The organism is Cellulomonas sp. URHD0024, from assembly GCF_000426185.1.
GTDB lineage: Bacteria > Actinomycetota > Actinomycetes > Actinomycetales > Cellulomonadaceae > Cellulomonas.
Window position 1 is genome coordinate 601,444 of sequence record NZ_AUEW01000001.1, and the last position, 19,126, is coordinate 620,569.

Annotated in this window: 15 protein-coding genes and 1 riboswitch; of the genes, 9 read left to right on the forward strand and 6 right to left on the reverse strand. The window is 72.8% G+C overall.

The window, feature by feature from the left end; genetic code table 11:
* Positions 1 to 25: 25 nt before the first annotated feature.
* The gene (locus tag I847_RS0102905; protein ID WP_028048487.1) at positions 26 to 229 is read left to right on the forward strand and encodes a three-helix bundle dimerization domain-containing protein; all 204 of its coding nucleotides are present in this window, start codon (positions 26 to 28) and stop codon (positions 227 to 229) included.
* A gap of 27 nt (positions 230 to 256) precedes the next feature.
* Here I847_RS0102905 and I847_RS0102910 read toward each other — a convergent pair whose 3' ends face one another.
* Positions 257 to 562, reverse strand: a complete 306-nt coding sequence (locus tag I847_RS0102910; protein ID WP_028048488.1) for a hypothetical protein — start codon at positions 560 to 562, stop codon at positions 257 to 259.
* Between the two features lie 100 nt (positions 563 to 662).
* The gene (locus tag I847_RS0102915) at positions 663 to 1,433 is read right to left on the reverse strand and encodes a class I SAM-dependent methyltransferase (protein ID WP_028048489.1); all 771 of its coding nucleotides are present in this window, start codon (positions 1,431 to 1,433) and stop codon (positions 663 to 665) included.
* 75 nt (positions 1,434 to 1,508) lie between these two features.
* On the opposite strand from I847_RS0102915, the gene I847_RS0102920 reads away from it, so the two are divergent.
* From I847_RS0102920 to I847_RS0102935, 4 genes are all read left to right on the forward strand, one after another.
* Positions 1,509 to 1,967, forward strand: a complete 459-nt coding sequence (locus I847_RS0102920) for a CD225/dispanin family protein (RefSeq protein ID WP_155855966.1) — start codon at positions 1,509 to 1,511, stop codon at positions 1,965 to 1,967.
* A 120-nt stretch (positions 1,968 to 2,087) separates the two neighbouring features.
* A riboswitch (cyclic di-GMP riboswitch) is annotated at positions 2,088 to 2,162 on the forward strand.
* A 14-nt stretch (positions 2,163 to 2,176) separates the two neighbouring features.
* Positions 2,177 to 2,329, forward strand: a complete 153-nt coding sequence (locus tag I847_RS26510) for a hypothetical protein (RefSeq protein WP_155855967.1) — start codon at positions 2,177 to 2,179, stop codon at positions 2,327 to 2,329.
* A 52-nt stretch (positions 2,330 to 2,381) separates the two neighbouring features.
* Positions 2,382 to 3,641 carry an APC family permease gene (locus I847_RS0102930; RefSeq protein ID WP_369751697.1) on the forward strand — a complete coding sequence of 420 codons (1,260 nt, stop codon included), beginning with the start codon at positions 2,382 to 2,384 and terminating at the stop codon, positions 3,639 to 3,641.
* A gap of 76 nt (positions 3,642 to 3,717) precedes the next feature.
* Positions 3,718 to 6,189 carry a YncE family protein gene (locus I847_RS0102935; RefSeq protein WP_028048492.1) on the forward strand — a complete coding sequence of 824 codons (2,472 nt, stop codon included), beginning with the start codon at positions 3,718 to 3,720 and terminating at the stop codon, positions 6,187 to 6,189.
* Between the two features lie 3 nt (positions 6,190 to 6,192).
* Here I847_RS0102935 and I847_RS21590 read toward each other — a convergent pair whose 3' ends face one another.
* Together I847_RS21590 and I847_RS25315 are read right to left on the reverse strand one after the other, a co-directional pair.
* Entirely contained in the window at positions 6,193 to 7,560 is a 1,368-nt protein-coding gene (locus tag I847_RS21590; protein WP_051274395.1) for an Hsp70 family protein, read from the reverse strand.
* Positions 7,557 to 8,948 carry a hypothetical protein gene (locus tag I847_RS25315; protein ID WP_155855968.1) on the reverse strand — a complete coding sequence of 464 codons (1,392 nt, stop codon included), beginning with the start codon at positions 8,946 to 8,948 and terminating at the stop codon, positions 7,557 to 7,559. Before I847_RS25315 ends, I847_RS21590 begins: the two co-directional genes overlap by 4 nt.
* 127 nt (positions 8,949 to 9,075) lie before the next feature.
* On the opposite strand from I847_RS25315, the gene I847_RS0102950 reads away from it, so the two are divergent.
* From I847_RS0102950 to I847_RS0102965, 4 genes are read left to right on the forward strand one after another with little or no spacing between them, the layout of a single operon-like run.
* Positions 9,076 to 10,065 (forward strand): MoxR family ATPase, encoded by a 990-nt coding sequence (locus I847_RS0102950; protein WP_028048494.1) that lies wholly within the window; start codon positions 9,076 to 9,078, stop codon positions 10,063 to 10,065.
* A gap of 10 nt (positions 10,066 to 10,075) precedes the next feature.
* Positions 10,076 to 11,221, forward strand: a complete 1,146-nt coding sequence (locus tag I847_RS0102955) for a DUF58 domain-containing protein (protein ID WP_028048495.1) — start codon at positions 10,076 to 10,078, stop codon at positions 11,219 to 11,221.
* Between the two features lie 2 nt (positions 11,222 to 11,223).
* The gene (locus I847_RS0102960) at positions 11,224 to 13,542 is read left to right on the forward strand and encodes a transglutaminaseTgpA domain-containing protein (protein WP_028048496.1); all 2,319 of its coding nucleotides are present in this window, start codon (positions 11,224 to 11,226) and stop codon (positions 13,540 to 13,542) included.
* Between the two features lie 56 nt (positions 13,543 to 13,598).
* Positions 13,599 to 15,785: a YncE family protein gene (locus tag I847_RS0102965; RefSeq protein ID WP_155855969.1), complete on the forward strand. Its 2,187-nt coding sequence runs from the start codon at positions 13,599 to 13,601 to the stop codon at positions 15,783 to 15,785.
* 50 nt (positions 15,786 to 15,835) lie between these two features.
* On the opposite strand, the gene I847_RS0102970 is transcribed toward I847_RS0102965, so the two are convergent.
* Together I847_RS0102970 and I847_RS21600 are read right to left on the reverse strand one after the other, a co-directional pair.
* A complete protein-coding gene (locus I847_RS0102970; RefSeq protein WP_028048498.1) occupies positions 15,836 to 17,278 on the reverse strand; it encodes a dynamin family protein in 1,443 nt (480 codons plus the stop codon).
* Positions 17,275 to 19,068 (reverse strand): dynamin family protein, encoded by a 1,794-nt coding sequence (locus I847_RS21600; protein WP_034608758.1) that lies wholly within the window; start codon positions 19,066 to 19,068, stop codon positions 17,275 to 17,277. The genes I847_RS0102970 and I847_RS21600 overlap by 4 nt, the downstream gene beginning before the upstream one ends.
* Between the last annotated feature and the right edge of the window lie 58 nt (positions 19,069 to 19,126).

A 19,126-nucleotide genomic window follows, 5' to 3' on the forward strand; every position in this document is an offset into this window, starting at 1 on the left:
CGGGCGGTTCTGTCACGCTCGACGCATGCCGATCGAGGATGAGTCGAAGGCCATCGACGAGGTGGTCGACCGGATCGCGACGAGGTTCCCCGACGTGCCCTCCGAGCAGGTCCACGAGCAGGTGGACACGGCGTTGGCCGAGTTCGAGGGCTCGGCGGTGCGCGACTTCGTGCCCGTGCTGGTCGAGCACAAGGTGACCGACGAGATGCGCAAGCACACCGAGTCCTGACCGGTACGGCTCGGACCGGGAGGGGCGTCAGCGGCCCCAGACGAACCGGACGTCGAGGTTCACGAACGTCGGGGGCCCGTCGCACAGAGCCGCGAGCCTCGCCGCGAACGCGTCGGTCTCGGGCCGTGCGGAGTTCTCCATCGCCGCCTCGTAGGAGTCGAACTCGACGATGTTGAGGTAGCGACCCGGCTCGTCGCGGTCGGCGGTCACGACCGTCCGAACCACGTGGGTGTCACCTTCCGCAGCGCGGGCCGACACGTACTCGTCGCCCAGCGCCTGCACCTCGTCGATCCGCGTCGTGCGGAAGTCGATGATCTGCACGAATCCTGTCATGGCACCCCTCCGTCTCGACATCAGCGTCCTCCGGACCCGGCGGCGCAGCAAGGCCCTACGGGCTGCGACACCAGGACCGGGTGCGGGTCGCCCCGCCGAGTCAGGTGGCGCGCACGAGCGCGGCACTGAGGTACCGGATCGTCCCCGCGGCCATACCCTCAGGATTCCGGGTGCCGTCGAGCCCGGCGAACCCGCGCAGCGGCCTCTGGAACGGCCGAGGGATCCATTCGCGGACCATGTCCGCCTTGCGGGCGTCGTCGAGCCGCATCGCGTGCAGGACCTCGGCGGTGATGTCGCGCTCGCGCACCGGCACGAGCCCGCTCGATGCGAGCTGCTCCCGGGTCGTTGCCACGTCCGGTTCGTCGCGAAGGTCCGCCCACACGAAGTGGCCGCCGGGCCGAAGGACGCGCCGCACCTCCGAGACGAATGCCTCCATGGACCCGTAGCAGTGCGACGACTCGACGTTCACGACGACGTCGAACGAGGCGCCGGTGAACGGCAGGGCCGCTGCGTCGCCGCGGACGAACGTCAGCTGCGGTCCCCGTCGGTCACGACGCGCCAAGGAGACCGCCGACGCTGCGAAGTCGACTCCGGTCGTCGATCGTGGGCCCAGGTACCGGCTCATCCAGGACGCACCGCCGCCGCGCCCCGACCCGACCTCGAGCACGTCCGCTCCCGTGAGGTCGACACCGTCGAGGACGTGCGCGTAGAGCTGGATGCAGAACCGGTCCGGCTCGTCGGCCGGCTCCAGCTCGGGTGCCGCACCGACGCGCGATGCGTAGCCGTAGTTCATGAACGCCCACTCGGTGCGCCGTACCCGCGCGCCGAGGAGCTCGTAGCAGGCTCGCCATGCCAGCTGCCGGATCCCCATGCGCCGGACCCTACCGCTGACAGCACAGCTCCCGGCCGTACGCTGCGGCCGAGGACCGAGCCGCAGGAGGACGACGTGACGTCAGTGCCGAACGCCCCCGAGCCGGGGCCGGCAACCGCCCCGCAGCCGACGCACGCGGTCGCGCTGCCCTCGGCACCGACCCGCCCCCGGTTCACCGGCGCTCCCGTCGGCTGGGTCATCGCCGCGATGCTGGTGTTCTGGCCGACCGGCATCCCGGCGCTCCTCGCGTCGCACCGCGCGGCGCAGGCGTTCGGTGCCGGTGACGACGAGACGGCGCAGCGCGAGGCGGCCGGCGCCCGGCGGTGGGCCGTCACCAGCGTGATCGTCGGCGGCTGCCTGATCGCTTTCTCGATCCTGGTGTGGATCGCCTGGGTCGCCTTCTTGCTCTTCGTCGCGTACCAGATCGACGACGGCGCGTGGACGGACGGTCCGCAGTGGTCGAACCAGCAGTCGTTCGACGGTCCGGACCAGCCAGGACTCCCCGTCCCCCCGCGCTCCGGAGTCGGCGGGTAGCGCCCGCACCGCCGAGCGGGTGACGTCTCGAACGTCCAGTCGGGTGAAAGATGGACGGATGTTCATCAGTCGTGCCGCTAATGACACTGGTCACTGACTTGTTCACTTACCGTTGGGTAAGTCGCGAGACGGCAAACCCGCTGCGAGGCGGGGACGCAAAGCCACGGGGCCTTCACGGTCAGCCGGGCTACCGAACAGACAGGACGTACATGGACCAGCTCGGATACCCGGTCGACCCGGCGGAGACGACTTCTGCCGGCTCAGTTCCTGAGGACCGTCTGCGGGCCTGGCGGTCGCTCGCCTTCCGTATCGAGACCGTCGACGCCGTCCCGACGCAGGCCGTACACGCATCCGCAGCGTGAACTTCCGTGGGCATCTCCCTGCGCAGACATCGCCCGGCGCCATGATGGGGCCGTGCATCCCGGCTCCGATCTGACACCGGCCCCGCAGGCGATGGTCCGGCGGCTCGGCCTCCGGGACGCCGTGGTCGTCGGGATGTCGGCGATGATCGGCGCCGGGATCTTCTCGGCGTTCGCGCCCGCCGCAGCCGCAGCCGGGTCAGGCCTCCTCATCGGGCTGGCCATCGCCGCGGTCGTCGCCTACTGCAACGCGACGTCCTCCGCCCGCCTCGCCGCGCGGTACCCGACGTCGGGCGGTACGTACGTCTACGCCCGCCACCGGCTCGGTGAGCTGTGGGCCGGCCAGGCGGGCTGGGCCTTCATCGTCGGCAAGACCGCCAGCTGTGCCGCGATGGCTCTGACCGTCGGGTCGTACGTGGCTCCTGGTCACGCCCGACCGGTCGCCGTGCTTGCCGTCGTCGCCCTGACGGCCCTGGGCTGGGCGGGCGTTCAGCGGTCCACCCAGCTCAGCACCGTGATCGTGGTCGTGTCGCTCGCCGCGCTCGCGGTCGTCGTCCTGGCCTCGTTCCGTGGTGGCACGGCTGACCCGACGAACCTCCAGCCGTTCCCCGGGTCCGACGCGGTGGGGATCCTCCAGTCGGCCGGGCTGCTGTTCTTCGCCTTCGCCGGCTACGCCCGCGTCGCGACCCTGGGTGAGGAGGTGCGCGACCCCACCCGGACCATCCCGCGTGCGATCAGCATCGCTCTGCTCGTCGTGCTGGTGGTCTACGGGGTCGTCGGCCTCAGCGCACTGCTCGCGATCGGCGCGCACGGGCTCGCCGCGACGCCCGCACCGCTTCAGGCGGTCGTCGAGGCGGGGTCGTGGGCCGCGTGGTCGCCCGCCGTCCAGGTCGGCGCCGCCACCGCGTCGCTGGGCGCACTGCTGGCACTCCTGCTCGGCGTGTCCCGAACGGTCGTCGCCGTGGCCCGTGACCGACCGCCGATCGCCCGGCTCGCCAGGCTCCACGCCCGGACCCGCACCCCCCGCACGGCCGAGGTGACCATCGGCATCGTGGTCGTCGCCCTCGTCTCGACGCTCGACCTGCGAGGTGCGATCGGCTTCTCGTCGTTCGGGGTGCTCGTCTACTACGCGATCGCGAACGCCTCCGCGCTGACTCTGAGCCGCGACGAGGGGCGACCGCCGCGGCTGATCCCCGTCGTCGGGCTGGTCGGCTGCCTCGTGCTGGCCTGCACGCTGCCCCTCGGTGCCGTGCTGGCCGGGCTCGTGGTCGTCCTGCTGGCCACGCTCGAGTGGGCGGTCGGGCGACGCCGCTGAGCTCCCACCGGGTGTCTCGTCCCCTGCGGGCCATGGGTCCACTATGGGAGGACGACGAGCCCGGGAGGGAGGTCTGGTGGACGGTCGGCGTCGACGCGGATGGTGGCGGCCGCGCGCGCTGACGGGAGCGGTCGTTGCGGCCGCCGTCCTGGTCCCGATGACTGTCGCGGCTCTCGACGGTCGGGGCAACGCGCTCGAGCGCTTCGTCCAGAGCGGCGGAGGCGCCTGGGTGACGTCGCCCTCCCAAGGACTGGTCTCGCTCATCGACGGTCCGTCCGAGCAGGTGGTCGCCGGGATCCGCCTGCACGCCCAGGACCATGAGCTCGATGTCGTCCAGTCCGGCTCGTCGGCCTACCTCGCGGACACGACCGACGGCACCGTCGCCCGCATCGACGGCGCGACGGACGAGGTCACCGACCCCATCCGGTTCACCCCGGCGGGCGGCGGCCTGACGGTGCTGCGCAACGCGGACGTCGTGTACGTCCTCGACCCCGCGCGACGGACCGCCTCCAGTGTCGACCCCCGCAGCCTTCGGGTTCGGCGAGCGTTGTCGCTGGCCGCACAGCCCGGACCCGGGCAGGCGGTCGTCGACGACTCCGGCCGACTGTGGGTGATCGATCGCACGAGCGGTGCCCTGACCTGGTTCGACCCCGACAAGCACGTCGACGCCGGCGCCCACGCCGCCGCGTCGAGGCTCGTGCTCGTGGAAGGGCGACCCGTGCTGGTCGACACCACGACGGGATCCGTCCGGACGCTCGGCGACGCGGGCGTCGCACGGAACGCCTCCTGCCTCGACGTGCGCTCGAGCGACGACGTCCATCTGCTGGGTTCACGCACGCGCGCCGAGGTCTTCGCCGCCGTCCCGGCGACCGGCACCGTCGTCGTGGCGTCCGTGGACCACGACGACTGCAGCCGCTTCATCCAGGTGGCCGACCCGGACGCCACGTTCGGCGCGCTCGCCCAGTCCGGCAGGTTCGTCTTCGTCCCCGTGACCAGCACCGGCCGCACGCGCGTCATCGACACCACCGACGACCGCATCGTCGGCACGTTCGACCTGGCGGCACCAGGACACGACGTCGAGCTGATCGACAAGGACGGGCTCGTCTTCTACAACGACCGGGACGGGTCCGACGCGGGCGTGCTCCGACTCGACGGCGACACCTGGCGCGCGTCGCACGCACTCCAGAAGTACGACCCGACGACCGGCAAGGCCGCCGCGATCGTCACGCCAGAACCGCAGGCTCCCGCCACCGCCGCCCCAGCCGCGCCGACGCCCGGACCGAGCCGCGCTCCGGCTCCTGCCCCGAGCAGGTCGGCGTCCCACCGACCGCCGTCGACGGTCGTCCCTGCCCCCTCCCGCACGCCGCGCCCCGGCGGCACGACCCGTCCCGGCGGTGGGACGCATCAGGGTGGCGACGCCGGCCCGGTCGTCGGCGCGCTCACGCTGGCGCCCGTGCCGGCCGTGCTCGGCGGTTCCGTCACCATCAGCGCACCCGCGCAGAACGCGGACGGCGCCACCTGGACGTGGAGCTTGAGCCGGCCCGGCGGCCCGGTGCTCGCGACGGCGAGCTCGGTCGGCACGATGAGCGCCACGCTCCCGTACACCGGCGGCGCCGACTTCGTCGTGACCCTGACCGTCCGGACCGCGCGGGGAACCGCGACCGCGACACCGCTGGCGTTCACCGCCGATCCGGCGCCCTACGTCCAGGTCACCTCCGTGACGGCAGACGCGACGACGTACACGCTCGGGCAGACCGTCCATCTCTCGGCCACGACGACCGGCGCGCCGCCCGGAACCGCGTTCAACTGGTCCTATCAGAGCGACGTCGGCAACGGCTTCATCCAGACCACGACCGACTACGCCCCGATCACGTTCACGCCGGGCGCGGCCGGCAGCTACCAGATCACCCTCGAGCTGCTGACGCCGGACGGCGCCATGAACGCCGGGACCACCACGTTCGTCGTGGGTCTGCCGTGCTCGGCATCGCCGGACGCGATCGCGGTGGGCACGGGAACGCTCGACGTCAGCTCGGGCAGCGCGAACCTCGGCCTCACGGCACCCGGCGGGTGCGTCGGAGGCTTCGACGTCACGTTCGAGATGCCCGGGTGGCTGCAGGTCTCGCCGTCGACCGTGACGGTGCCGGCCGGCCAGTCGACCAGCGTCACCGTGACCCGCGCGGGGACCCCACCCGTCGACGGAGACAACGGGCTGGCGTTGTACCTGACCTCGAACGGCGGGAGTGGACCGGCAGTCTCGATCTTCGCCAACATCCCACCGACCAGCGCGGGGCCGGACTCGTGCACCATGCCCGGCGGCCCGCTACGCGCTGTGACGACCTTCTGGAACGACGGTGATCTCGCCGGCCTGACGGGCACCTTGACCATCGGTGGCCAGAGGTTCCCCATCACGAACATCAACCCGACGCAGCCGACGTCGTTCCGCGCACTGGTCGACACGACGACGATCGCAGGAGCCACCCAGTACACGGTCGTGGCGCGGGACCGGTACGGCGCCAGGTCGGCCCCGTACCACGGGACCCTCTGCTGAGGCTCAGCCGCGCAAGGACGTGAGCAGCACGAGCGCTCCGACCACGAGCGCGACAGCGCCGACCACGGCCGCCGCGACGATCAGCCCGCGGCGGGCGTCGCCACGGTACTCGGCCTCCACGGTGTCGCTCGCGGTCAGGTAGCGCAGCGCGAGACGCGTCCCGACCCGCATGGTCACGGCCACGTCGACCGGCGCCGTGATGCCGACGTCCTTCGGCTCCGCCTCGACCACGACGGCCGGTGCCTGGGCGAGCAGGCCGACGAGGTCGTCCGCCGGCGGGCTCGGCGGTGCCGCAGGGAGGGCGGGCGCCAGCCGTCCCGCACCCGTCAGGGCGGCCCCGAGGCACACCGCGTACTTGGGGTGCACGTCGACGACGACGGGCACCCCGAGCTCGGCGGCGATCAGCTCCGAGACCAGCGGGATACGGCTCGACCCGCCCGTGAGCAGCACGCTGTCCAGGTCGCGTGGGGTCAGGCCCGCGGACTCGATGGTGCGCGCGAGCACGTCGACCGTGCGCAGCACGTCGATGCGGATCGCCCGCTCGAGCTCGCCGCGGGTGATCCGGACGTCACGCGTCAGGCCGGGCAGGATCACCGGGACCGTCGCCTCGACGTCGTGCGACAGGGTCTCCTTGGCCAGCACCGCCGACTCGCGGACGGATGCGAGGCCCTGCCGCACCGCCGGGTCCTCCACGTCGAGCAGCGACCAGGCGCGGCCGAGGGCGGAGGCCACGTGGTTCATCACGGCCTGGTCGACGTCCTCGCCGCCGATGTGCTCGTCCCCGTCGGGGTCGCCGCGCAGCTCGTAGCCGTCGCCCGTCTTGAGCACGACCGCGGAGTCGAACGTGCCACCACCGAAGTCGTACACCGCGACGAGCGCACCGGGCGCAACCCGGCGCTGCGACGCGTAGTGGACCGCCGCCGCGACGGGTTCGGCCAGCAACCCGACACCCGTCAACCCCGCCTCCGCCGCCGCGCTCACGAGCAGGTCGCGGCGCAGGTCACCCCACTGGGCCGGGCAGGTCAGGGTGACGTGCTCGGGCGGACCACCCTCGCGCGCCGCCACGGTCTCGACGACCCAGCGGATCAGCGTGCCGGTGAGGACCTCCGGGGCCATGGCCTCCTCACCCAGCAGCAGGCCGGTCGGGTCCCCCATGCGCCGCTTGAACCCGCGGGCGAGCCGCTCGGGTTCCAGCACCCCGCGTCGCACGGCCGCATCTCCGACGAGCAGCGCGCCGTCCGCCCGGAGCAGCACGGCCGAGGGCACGGTGTCGGTACGGTCCGAGAGCGGCACGGTCGACGCGCGGCCGTCCCGCCAGACGGCCGCCGCGGTGTAGGCCGTCCCGACATCGATGCCCAGCGCGTAGGTCACGGTGTCGCCGCCGGTGGCGCGCTGCCCTGCACGACGCAGCTGCCCGCGATCGCCCGGAACTGGTCACAGACCGCGCGCGCCTCGGCCTCCGACGCGAACCCGTCCTTGAAGACGACCGTGTTCCCGGCGTTGCCCGCACCGTCGGCGAACGTCGCCGAGTCGAGGCTCGACCGCATCTGCACACCCTCCGCCCCGGCGCCCTGCAGGGCGGCGAGCATCGCCATCGCCGCGCCCTGGTTCGCCGCGTCGCTCAACGGGAAGTTGCCGAAGATCGCGTAGAAGCCGACGGGCTCGAAGGGGGCGCCGCCGGCCGTCGCCGAGGGCGTCGGCGCGGGCGTCTCGGTGCCCGCGCCGGGCAGCACCTCCGTGCACTTCTGCTCGCCGTACCCGCCCGGCTTGTCCTCCACCTCGACGGCCACGCGGTAGCAGTGCGTCCCGGCCGACCGGTCGGGCCAGGACGTCGAGGTCTGGGCCGCGTCGATCTTCAGGGCACCGGTGGCGTCACCCGCCTCCGACAGCTCCTGCAAGCTGTAGCCGGTGGCGTACGGGCTCCGTTGCCAGTGGATCTCGACGACGCCGGGCCCGCCCGTCGCCGAGGTGACCGCGACGGTCGGGGGCAGTCCGACCTCGAGGGCCGTGGAGCCGCCCTGACCGCGCAGGATCAGGTACGCGGCCACCAGAGCGCCGACGAGCAGGATGGTCAGGACGACCATCCAGCGCCGGACCGTCGGCCGCTGGACGTACGTCTCGGCGAGCTCCCCCGCACGGTCGGTCCCGGGGACGCGGTACGTCACGGTGAAGGGGTGGGGCAGCGGCTTTCCGACGAGCTTGGGCGTACGCGGCTGGACCGCGAGATACGACGGGACCGTCGCGCCGGCAGGGACCTCGACGGCGGTCGGCGCCAGCGCGAAGCGCAGGAGCTCGGCCCGGTCCGCCACGGCCAGCTCGACCTCCAGGTCGGCGGTGCCGGTGTTGTGCAGGTCCACCCGGTAGTGCCCGGCGCGTGCCCCGCGGGAACCGTCCGGACGCAGCCGCGCGTCCAGGTCCTGCACGGCGCTGACGACGATGTCACCCTCGACGACCGCCGCGACGTCCTGTCGTTCCATGGAGACGCACCGGACACCGAACGGGATGGTGCCGACGGGCGCAGCGGGAGCCACCGGCGGACGGAAGAGCACCTCGACGGTCTGCTCCTGGGACTCTCCCGGCAGCACCGACACGTGCGCCGGGACCACCGTCGCCCACCGCGCGGCCTCGCCGAGCACCTCGAACCGGTACTGCGCGACGATCTCCCCCACGTTCCGCACGGTCACCCGTGCACGGGCCTGCCCTCCGGGGTCGGCGCTCAGCACGCTCTCGCCGATGACGAGCACCGGATCCACGGGCACCCCCTCACCGTCAGCCCATCCGTGCAGTTCCGAGCCATCCCTGTATCAGCCGCGCACACAGCCTCTCTAGAGTGATGTACCACACATCCGATTTGTGCCAGCTTCGGTACCAGACCCAGGGAGTGTCGTGGACGCCGAGTACCCGGACACGTCGTCCGCAGGGCGGACCGCGTGGTTCGCCGAGCGCTTCGACGCGTTGGTCGCCAACATCGAGACGTTCATCAAGGGCAAGCCGGACGTCGTGCGCATGGCCGTGATCTGCATGCTGGCCGAGGGGCACCTGCTCCTCGAGGACGTCCCCGGCACCGGCAAGACGTCCCTGGCCAAAGCCATCTCGCAGTCCATCGACGGTTCGATGCGCCGCATCCAGTTCACCCCGGACCTGCTGCCGTCGGACGTCACGGGCGTCCAGATCTACGACAGCGGCAAGCGTGAGTTCGTCTTCCACCCGGGCGCAGTGTTCGCGAACATCGTGCTCGGCGACGAGATCAACCGCGCCTCGCCCAAGACCCAGTCGGCGCTCCTCGAGGTCATGGCCGAGCGCCAGGTCACGATCGACGCGGTGCCGTACCTGGTGCCCCGGCCGTTCATCGTCATCGCGACGGAGAACCCGGTGGAGCAGAGCGGCACGTACGACCTGCCCGAGGCCGAGCTGGACCGGTTCATGATGCGGACCACCATCGGGTACCCGGACCACGACGCCGAGGTCCAGGTGGTGGCCAACGCCACGGCGGGCCACACGACGGACAGCCTGCAGTCGGTGATGACCACGTCGGACCTGCAGCAGATGAACCAGATCGCCGCACAGGTCCACCTCGCGCCCGCGGTGCTCACGTACATCGTCACGATCACGGCGTCGAGCCGCACCCTGCCCGACCTGCGGCTCGGGATCAGCCCGCGCGGCACGATCGCCGTGGCCAAGGCGGCCCAGGCGTTCGCCGCCGCGCAGGGACGGTCGTTCGTCACCGCCGACGACGTCAAGGTCGTCTCGCCCTACGTCCTGCCGCACCGCATGATCCTCAAGCCCGAGGCCGAGCTCCGCGGCCGCACGGCCCTCGAGCTCCTGCAGCAGATCATCACGTCTGTGCCCGTGCCGCAGACCCGCGCCGCGGTCTGAGGCGGTCGTCGTGGTCACCGCGTCGGGCAAGGGCGTCGCTGTCGCCGGTCTTCTGCTGCTCGCGTCGGGCTGGTGGTTCGACTACCCCGAGCTGGCGCTGCTCGGGCTGGTCTGCGTGCTCGCACTGGCAGTCTCGGGCGTCTGGATGGTGTACCGGCCGACGCTCTCCGCTGTCCGCGAGATCCAGCCGCTGCGCGTGCAGGAGGGCGAGCTGGCCCGCGGGGTGGTCACCCTGACGAACACGGCTCGCCGCCGGAGCCCGCCCGTCCTGGCCGCCGAGCGGTTCGGCGACCGCAGCATCACGCTCCCGCTGCCCAGCCTCGCCCCGGGCGCGCAGACAGCGTCGACCTACCCGCTCCCCACGCACCGTCGGGGCATCTACCGGGTCGGACCCTTGTCGATCGGGCACACCGACCCGCTGCGGCTCATGAGCATCTCCCGCGACTTCGCCTCCACCGCGGAGCTGACCGTCTACCCGCGCCTGCACGCCCTTGCCTCCCTGCCGAGCGGACACTCGCAGGACTCGGAGGGACCGACGTCGTCGAGCGCGCCACGCGGCGGCGTCGCGTTCCACAGCCTGCGCGAGTACGTCCCGGGCGACGACCACCGCCTCATCCACGCCAAGGCCACCGCCCGCACCGGGATCCTCATGGTGCGGCACAACGTCGTGCCCGAGGAGCCGCGGCTCATGGTCGTGCTGGACACGTCCCGGGCGCCCTACTCGGACGACGAGGCGTTCGAGGAGGCGGTCCGCGTGGCCGCGTCGTTGGCCGTCGCCGCAGTCGACGGGCGGTTCCCGCTGCAGCTGTGCACGACCGGCGGCGCGGGCATCGCCGTCGACCGTACGCGCGACCGCACGGAGGTGCTGGACCTGCTGGCTCGGGTCGAGAGGTCGGACGACGACCCCGGCCTCAGCGCCCTGCTCCGGATGGTGCCGCGCGAGGAGGGTGTCTCGCTCGGCGTGGTCACGGGCCAGCCCGACCCGGACCAGCGCGCCGCGATCTCTCGGGCGCGCCCGCGGTTCCAGATGGTCTCCGTGGCGCAGGTCGGCGACCGGACCGGACGTCGGTCGGCACCGCTCGACGGCGCTCTTGTGGTGAACGTCGACACGAGCGACGACTTCGCACGGGCCTGGAACAGCCTGATCCGGGGTTGACGGTGGCCACGACGACGCAGGACAGGTGGGGCGGCCGGCCGGTCGGACCGGTCGCGGTCGAGCTGGCGCTCGGTGCGTTGTCCGTCGCTGTCGCCGCGCTCGCGTTCACGCCGTACTTCTTCGGCTGGGGTTGGACCGCGCGGGTCGGCGGTGCGGTGCTCGTGGGGACCGCGCTGGCCGCGGCGTCCGCCTGGTGGCGCTGGGCGGGGTGGCTGAGCGCGCTCGCGGGCCTGGTCGCCGTCTACCTCTACGCCCTGTTCGCGCTGCACGGTGTGCCCAAGCCGTCTGCGCTGGCGGCGACCGGCACGGACCTGCTGTCCGGGTGGGACCGGATGCTCACGGTGACGCTCCCTGCCGACCCGGGGCCGCAGTCGCTCGCCCTGCCCGCGGCCGCCGCCCTGACCGCCGCTTTCGTCACCGGTCTGCTCGTCCTGCGGACCGCGGCAGTCACGTCGCTCGCTCTGCCGGCGGTCGGGGTGCTGGTGCTCGCGCTCGCGCTGACGGCCGCGCGAGGCCAGAGCCAGACGGGGGTCACGGTCGGGCTCGCGGTGGTGCTCGCGGCGCTCATCCTGCTCCGTGCCAACTCCGTGCGCAGCGCCGACGCCGGTTCCGGCGGTCGCGCGGCCGAGGAGGCGCTGGACCGCGCGGTCGGCGCCGACGCGGCCGGTGCCCGGCGGACGTCCTCCGCCGGGCGGGTCCTGCTCGGCATCCCGGGTGTGGCACTCGTCGTCGCCGTGGCCGCCGCACTCGTCCTGACGGTCCCGATCGTTCCCGGCACGCACCGGGCGGACCCCCGCGACTCGCACAAGCCCCAGATCGACCAGTCGTTCGGGCTCTCGCCGCTGGTCGAGCTCAAGCCGCAGATGACCGGTCCGTCCTCGGCGCTGTACACGGTCTCGGTGACCGGTCCGGGTGCCGACCGTGTCGACCGCATCCGGCTCGCGGCGCTCGACGACTTCGACGGCGCGCTCTGGAGCCAGTCGGGCACGTTCGTCAGGGCCGGGACGAAGCTGCCCGAGGCAGCAGCCCCCGCGAGATCGTCCGACCCGGTCACGCTCGCCGTCGAGGTGACGAGCCGACGCAGCCCGTACCTGCCCGTGGTCGGCGAGACCCGCACGATCAGCGGGACCTCGGTCGCGATCGACGAGTCGAGCGGGAGCGTCGTGCGCGCCGAGGCCGCAGACAGCTCCGGCCCGAAGGCCGTGCGCTACACCGCGACCGCCGATGTCGCGAGCACCGTCGGCATCGACAAGGCCGTCCCGCCGCCGTCCGAGCCGCGGCTCAAGGCGCTGCCTCACGCACCCGAGTGGGTGCGTCAGCAGGCCGACCTCGCCCGCGGCACCGCCGCGAGCCCGAAGGCTCAGCTCGACGCGCTGCAGAGCTACCTGCGGACCCGGGCCTACGACCCGACGGCCAAGGCGGGCAACTCCTACGCCGCAGTCCGCCGCACGCTCGTCGGCGAGAAGGCCACGCCCGGGTACGCCGAGCAGTACGCGTCGGCGTTCGCGATCCTCGCCCGGTCGATGGGCTACCCGTCGCGGGTCGCGTTCGGCTACCTGCTGCGGGACAAGGAGAAGACCGGAAGCACGTACAAGGTCTCGACGACCGACGCGTTCGCGTGGCCCGAGGTGCTCCTGGACGGCTACGGCTGGGTGGCGTTCGACCCGACGGACACCCGCAACCTGGCCGACCCGCAGCCGCAGGAGCCCGAGGACCAGCCGGTCATCCCCGACAACCCCGCGGCCGCCCAGCCGGCCCAGCCCGACCAGGCCGCGGGGAACGGCGGCACGGAGGTCGGCGGCGGCGTGGTCACGCGGATCGTGCGCACCTCGGTCGTCACGGTGTCGGTCCTCGTCCTGCTCCTGCTGCTGCTCATGGCGGCGGTCGTCGGCGGCAAGCTCCTGCGTCGCGGACGGCGACGCACGGGCGGCACGGCCTCCCGTCAGATCAGTGCCGCCTGGCGCGAGACCACCGACCGACTCCGTGAGCAGGGCATACCCGTGCCGCCGTCCTGGACGCCGATCGAGGTCGCCCGCGCGGCTCGGCCCCACCTGCCCGAGGGCGCCGCGGACGACGTCGCCGAGCTCGCCGTCGTCGCGACGAACGCCGTGTTCGCCCCGTCCGCCCCCGGACCCGCTGCCGCGCGCAACGCCTGGCGGCTCGAGGGAACCGTGCGCACCGCGATCGCCGCCGCGACTCCCCTGGCCGTCCGGCTGCGCACGTGGCTGGACCCGCGCCCGCTGCTCGACCCGTCGGGCCGACGGTCCCGCGCGACGACACTCGAACCGGCCGAGCGCGAGGGCGCGCGGGCCCGAGCATGAGGCGGCGCTGGCAGGTCCCCGCCTGTGTCGCGTTGATCGCCCTCCCCGTCGCGGGGATGACGGCGCTCGGAACCAGCAACGCCGTGACCTCGCTGGCTCAGGACAGTGGCACGGCCTGGGTCGCCTCGCCGCACCAGGGTCTGCTCTCGCTCATCGACGGGCCCGCGGACGAGGTCGAGGCGACAGTCCGCATCAAGGGCGTCGACCACGCGCTCGACGTCAGCCAGGCCGGTTCGTCGGCGTACCTGACGGACCGCACCGTCGGCAGCGTCGCGCTCGTCGAGGGTGCGACGAGCGAGGTGGACAAGGCCGTCGCCTTCGGGACGGCCGCCGACTCCGGGCTCCGAGTGCTGCAGGGCCACGACCACGTCTATGTCGTCGACCCCGCGCAGTCGCTGGCCTACCTCGTGGACCCCGACACCCTCAAGGTGCACGACCAGATCGCGCTCGGCGCCGCACCGGGTGCCGGGCAGTCGGTGGTCGACGATGCCGGGAACCTGTGGGCGGTCGACTCCGCCCGCGGTGGCCTGACCTGGTACGACGGGACCAAGCACGTCGACCGAGGCGCCGCCGCACGCACCGACCAGCTCGTCCTCACCCAGGGGTCGCCCGTCCTCGTCGACCCGGAAGCGGGGACGGTCCGCCAGGTGAGCCCGTCCGGGTCCGCGGGCAGAGCGACGTGCCTGGACATCCCCAAGGGTGCCGGCGCTGAGCTGCTGGGGTCGCAGGACAAGAGCGAGATCTATGCGGCCGTGGCCTCGACCGGCACCCTGGTCATCGCCGGCGTGGGTCACGACGACTGCGGGCGGGTCGTGAAGATCGGGACACCCGGGACCGGCACCTACAGTGCGCTCGCCCAGTCCGGCCGGTTCGTCTTCGTGCCTGACCGCTCGAGCGGCGTCACCATCGTCGTGGACACGCGCAAGGGCACGGTCGCGGGGACGTTCCCGCTCGCCGACCCTGGGCACGCGCTCGAGCTCACAGCTGCCCCACCCGCCAGCGGGATGGTGTTCTACAACGACCGCGACGGGTCCGCGGCCGGCGTCCTGCGCCTGGTCGACGGCATCTGGCGAAGGGCTGCGTCTCTGGAGAAGTTCAACCCCACCACCGGCGCGCCGGCGACCCCGCTCACTCTGCCCGAGTCCCCCGCGCCGCGTCCGAAGAACACCCCGACGGCCACCGCCACTGCGACGCCGGGCACGGGAGGGTCCACGAAGGTCGGAGGCAAGGGCCAGGGCGGGCGGGGCAACGGGCCGGGTCAGGGGGGTGACGGGCCGGGTCAGGGGGGTAACGGGCCGGGTCAAGGTGGTGGCGGACCGACGACGCCGACACCCCCCGTCACCTCGGCGACCGCCATCCCCCCCACGAAGACCTATGGACCGGTGACGATCAGATCGCTCTCCGTCAACGAGAACGACGCCACCAACACCCTCAGCGTGACGCCCGCGGTCGAGGGGGACACCGCTGACCTCGAGTGGCACTGGCACCTCGTGGCCCAACCGGGCGGGGTGAAGGATGAGGTCACCGCACCCGGCGCGTCCCTGCCGGTCGCGTGGCAGACCAACACGGTCTTCAGCGTGACCCTGACGCTGGTCCGTGAAGGCCAGCCGGTCGGCGCACTCACCCAACCGTTCGCGGTCGCCGCGCCGTGCTCACCCCTGCCCGTCTCCCCCAACCCGGTGGACCTCCGGAGAGCCGGCGCCGTGGTCGTCATCACGGTGAAGGCGCCCCAAGGGTGCGCCGGAACGGTCGCCGTGACGGTCTCCCCAGCAGGGGGAATGGGCTGGATCGCCGTTCAGAACAGTTCCTTCACTCTGGCTGCCGGCACCTCGCACGACGTGACGCTCACGGCAGGCGGTACGCCCCCGACGGACGGCTTGAACGCCCCCGGGCTCAACGTCACTGCTGGGACGGCCTCGCAGCAGATCGGCGCCCTGGGAAACCGGCCGCCCGTCATCACCGCGGCTAGCTGCACGTACACGCTCCCGACCTACGACCCGGCTCGAAAGCCCCCGATCATTGCCGGCAAAATCGTCGTCACGGGCGCCTTCTCGGATGCCACTCCGTCGACGGTCAGGATTTCCGGCCCTCCGGGGATCACGAGGACGGGACCCGTCGGCCACTTCTCCAGCAGCGCCAAGCTCGCGGGTTCGGACACCGCGCCGTCGACCGTCAAGGTGACAGCGACTGACGAGTTCGGGGCAGCAGCCCACATCGACGTCACGTGCGTCGATGCAAGTTGAGGAGCGGACGCCGTCGGCTCCGCGAGGCAACCGGCTCCCCTTAGCGCGGTCTACAGGGTCTGGAGCAGACCTTCACACGTCCGACGAACGTCCGTGGCCACCCGACGCATGTCCGGCGATGCGATCGGGCTGCTCGAGCGTTGCTGCCACCTGCGCAGGGCCTCCCGGGCCCCGGCGTGCACGGTCTCTTCGTCCGAGTCCGTGGCGAGCCCCAGCCGGGCCCGTGGGTCGTCGCCGTCGACGCCGAGCAGCCGTTCGGCGTCTGCGAGAGCTTCCTCGTCTCCCAGCTCGAGCTCGCCCGTACGCAGGTCCTCCAGGACTGCCATCTCGGTGAGCTCGTGCGCGCCGGCCACGACGCTCTCGACGCCCCGACGCAATGCGGCAGACCGCGGGATCGACGACGCGTCGAGCGCCGAGCCGATCGCCTGGAGCGCACCGCGTGCCTGCAAGACCGCCGACCGCACTGCGAAGCGCTCGCGGAGCAGCGTGCGGACCTCGTCGAGACCGCTGGCCACGCGCAGGGCCACCGCCAGCGATCCGGCATCCGAGGCGTTTCCGAGGCGGACGAGGCTCACGGCCAAGCGGATGCCGAAAAGGCCGAGCAGGTCCAGCAGCTCGGACCGGAGCTCACGTGACGGGCCCAGGTCGGGGCGCGCGTCGACGAGCCGGTCGGCAGAGAGCAGCAGCGAGGTCGGCGCGGTCGCGAGGTCGCGCAGGCCGGCGAACTGGCGTTCCTCCAGCTCGACGGATGCCATGGCCAGCAGGCCCGAGACCGGCACGACCCCCTGCACCAGGGCGCGGACGCGGCGGTCGGCGGCGTAGTCGGAAGCGACCCGGGCGGCAACCTCGAGCGAGTCCTCGCGGCCGCCGGCGATCTCGTCGGCCCGCGACAGGATGCCCAAGGCGTTCACGGGCGAGCTGCGGCCGAGGGTGTCGTCCTGCATCGCGCCCAGGAAGCCGACGTCCGCCGCGTGCAGGTGCCGCATCAGATAGAGGACCGCGTCTGCCCCCGGGGCGTCCTCGACCAGGAACGCCTCGGTCCGGGCGGAGATCTCCGTGCGGACCGAGCCGATGCCGGGCGTGTCGATGAGGGTCATGGTCGCGAGCCGGGACGACGGCGTCTCGACGACGAGCGAGGTGACCTCGTCGGCGGGGATGGTGCCGAGGTCGATGTGGGTCTGTCCACCGATGCGCCGGAACGGCACCTGGACCGGTTCGACGCCGGCGCGGTGCACCCACGCCCGGGTGGCCGGGCCATCGACGTAGCTCGTCACGATCCGGGTGCACTCCGTCGCATCGGTGGCAGCCAGACGCTGGCCGACGAGGGCGTTGAGCAACGTCGACTTGCCCGCCTTGACCCGGCCGGCGAACGCCACGCGCAGCGGACCGTCCAGCCGGTCGAGGCTCGCGCGCAGCGCGTCCTCCTGCGGCGTGCCGGTGTACGCCGCGATGGCGTCGACGAGCAGCCCGCGCACCCGGTCGGTCGTGCTCACGACGGCACCGGCAGCAGCTCGGCGATCAGGTGCCGCGCCTTGAGGGCCTGACCCTCCAGCCCGGCGAGCTGCCGGTCCACCTCCTCCCGACGGCGGCTGCGCTGCGCAGCGTCTGCGGCCAGTGCGGCCGACAGCTGCTCGACGGCCCGGGTCGCCGTCGTCAGCAGCTCAGCGGCGCTGGACTCGAAGTCCTCCCGCAGCCGGCGCTGCAGCCGTCGGACGGCGTCACGGGTGTCCTTGCGGGCTGCCGTGTCGACGTCCTCGAGGTAGCCGAGCACCGCGCGCTCCGTCTCGGCCCGCAACAGACGCAGCTGCGACTTGTGCGCGCTCTGCCACGACTTGCCGGCGAGCACCCCGGCAAGCACGACCGCCACGGGGAGGACCACCGGGAACGCGAGACCGAGCACCAGTCCGGCCGCGTGCGTGATCATCGCCCCGGCCGACCCACCCCGCAGAGCGGTGATGCTCGCGTCGAGCCCGGACCTGCGGGTCGGGGTGGCCTCGAACCCGACCGAAGCCCACGGCGACCCTTCTGCGATGCCGAGGTCGAGCGCTCTACGCAGGTCCATGGCAGCCGATCCGAATGTCGCGGACACGGTGTCTGCGACCTGCTCGGCGCGCGCCCGGACGACTGACTGGTGGTCGAGAACCGTCTCCGTCGTGCGTTGCTGCAACCACGGACCGAGATCGGCAGCGAGTCGCGCCGGAGGCATCTGCGCGATCCGCTCGGCCGCGTCACGACGCAGAGCGCGGACCCGGACCGTGAGGTCGTTCTCGACGTCCGCCGACAGGTCGCCCATCTGGTCGTACAGCGTCTGCTGCCAGCGGGAGCCGACGCCGCGCAGGTCCGTGGCCTGCGCCTTCGCGGCCGTCCACGCCTCGCTCTGCGAGCGGGCGCCGGCGTCGTCGGCAAGCCCGCGTCGTTCGGCGGTCAGCTCCGCGGTCAGCTGGCCGAGGACGCTGACGGCGACCGCGGCCGCCGACACCTCGCCCGACCCGGCCGCCCGGTCCTGCTCCGCGACCAGCCGGGCCGTCAGCTCGGGATACCCCGACTCGACCAGCAGCCCGCGGTCGCGCTCGCGCAGCCCGGCGTGCCGCAGCGGTGCTGAGAGCGGGTACAGCGGGACGTCCAGACCGGCATCCTGGATGTGCTGCGCGTCCGCGGCCACGATGCGACGCCACTGCGGGTACAGGTCCACCCGCGTGACGGCGCCCAGGACCACGGGGCACAGGGACGCGGCCTGTGACAGGAACGCGAGCTCCGCCCGGCCGAGCTCGGCACCCGCGTCGGTGACGAAGATCAGCACGTCCGCGACGGCGAGCGCCCGAAGCGCGATGCCCGCGTGGCTCGACGCCAGGCCGCCGCTGATCCCGGGCGTGTCGACGAGCACCGTGCCGCCCTCCAGCAGTCGACGGGGTAGTCGCACCTCCAACGCACGAGCCTGCGGCCCGGCGTGACCGGTCGCGACCGCGTCGACGTCGGTCGCCACGGCACCGCGCTCGGATGCCGGTCCCTCCCCCAGCAGCTCGCGCGCCTCGAAGCGCTCGCCGTACCGGACGTACGTGGGGACGGCGGTGGCGACGTCGGCGTCGGTGGCGCACACGCGTGCGCCCAGCACGGCGTTGACCAGTGAGCTCTTGCCCTTCTTGAACTCGCCGCAGACCACCACCCGGAACTCGGGGACGGCGAGGCGCCCGAGCGACGCCTCGATGCGGCCGACCAGGTCGTCACGTCCCTGTGCCCGTGCGGCGTCGGCGGTCTGGACGAGCAGGTCCTCGACGTCCCCCATGTCCGCATTGTCGCGGTGCGAGCCCCGTCCGGGGAGACGTCGGGGCTGTTGAGTTTCT